Origin of the sequence: Pseudarcicella hirudinis (genome assembly GCF_900115665.1) — a bacterium.
In the GTDB taxonomy this organism is placed as follows: domain Bacteria; phylum Bacteroidota; class Bacteroidia; order Cytophagales; family Spirosomataceae; genus Pseudarcicella; species Pseudarcicella hirudinis.
Map to the genome: position 1 here is coordinate 1 of NZ_FOXH01000034.1, position 1,190 is coordinate 1,190.

Sequence of the window (1,190 nt, forward strand, 5' to 3'; positions counted from 1 at the left end):
TGATATTCTTTCAGTTCTTTGCTTGAACTCGTCAAGCCCTCTGAAAAGCTGTAGATCAGGCTTTCTTTTTCACTCATTAAGCCCGTTTGATTAAGCAGGCTATGCAGTTGTTTATTTGTGCTTCGTTTCATGCTTATATTCCATTAAATTTTCCATTGTCTTTAACATTTTTTCATCATCAAAAAATTGAAATTTGAGCCTCCAATAGTCGTCTTTACTTTCAAGTCTGAATTGCTTTTTAATCTGTTGGTCATCAGAATGCCACTGAAGCAGAAATAAGTCCCAGAAATTTGTATTTACAGCGATCTTCAAAGCTTCTTCAGCAAACCAATATTCTAGGAATGCACAACCAAAATTCACTTGCGCCCAGAATAGTTGTTCTTTAGTAATGCCAAGTTGTTTTCTTATCTCTACTGTAGTATTTGTGAGTATTTTAATCTTGCTCATGTTCAGATTGTTCAATTCCCCAATATAAAGTTGCTCTTTCTTCGTTTATTAGATATTCACCTCCTTCACATCGTCCTTTAACAATTGCTTTTAAGCCTTCTACATATACAATAATTTTTGCAAGCCTTCTGCAAAGTTTTGCCGGAGCCGTATAGGGTTCTTTTCTATCTTCATGTGCAAGGAATATAAAAAGTACGTCCGGGTATTTGTCTTTTAGCTCGAAAAGTGTTTTCCCCTTCAAATCATCTTTGTAAACCGTTACATTATCAATCACTACAACTTTAGGAGCATTCCTTCTACCCAGGAGGACTTCAATATGTTCAAGCGGAATGTATTCAGAAAAACCGATGTTTCTTGTTTTTTCCGTTATCCCTGCACGTCGGCAAGAAGTCACAAATTCTTTTTCTAAACCTTCTTCTCCTGATATATACAGAACTCTTTTTTTAGTACAGAGATACTTAGCAAGTAATAGAGCAAACCACGTTTTACCGTTCTTTTCCTTCCCCCAAATCATCCAATAACCTGAGTCGGAAGGTTGAGAACCAAAAGCATTTGACCAGGGAGCCTCAAACTCAAATGTCGAATGCTTTATTTTTAGCATATTCGACGGAGTAACGGCTTTAATCATTGGCATTCAGCATTATTAGGAGAATTGATTCAGCCCGTCTCAAACCGCCGATATTTCCCAATTCATCGGCTGTAAGGCATTTTTTAACGATATAGTTTAACTGGGTTTTATCCTC

General features: G+C 36.7%; 2 protein-coding genes. Both read right to left on the minus strand.

What is annotated here, in order from left to right:
• Nucleotides 1-111: 111 nt before the first annotated feature.
• On the minus strand, nucleotides 112-447 hold the full coding sequence (locus BM179_RS25000) for a hypothetical protein (RefSeq protein ID WP_092019879.1): 336 nt from the start codon (nucleotides 445-447) through the stop codon (nucleotides 112-114).
• The gene (locus tag BM179_RS25005) at nucleotides 434-1,075 is read right to left on the minus strand and encodes a P-loop NTPase family protein (protein WP_143095327.1); all 642 of its coding nucleotides are present in this window, start codon (nucleotides 1,073-1,075) and stop codon (nucleotides 434-436) included. Before BM179_RS25005 ends, BM179_RS25000 begins: the two co-directional genes overlap by 14 nt.
• Nucleotides 1,076-1,190 lie beyond the last annotated feature (115 nt).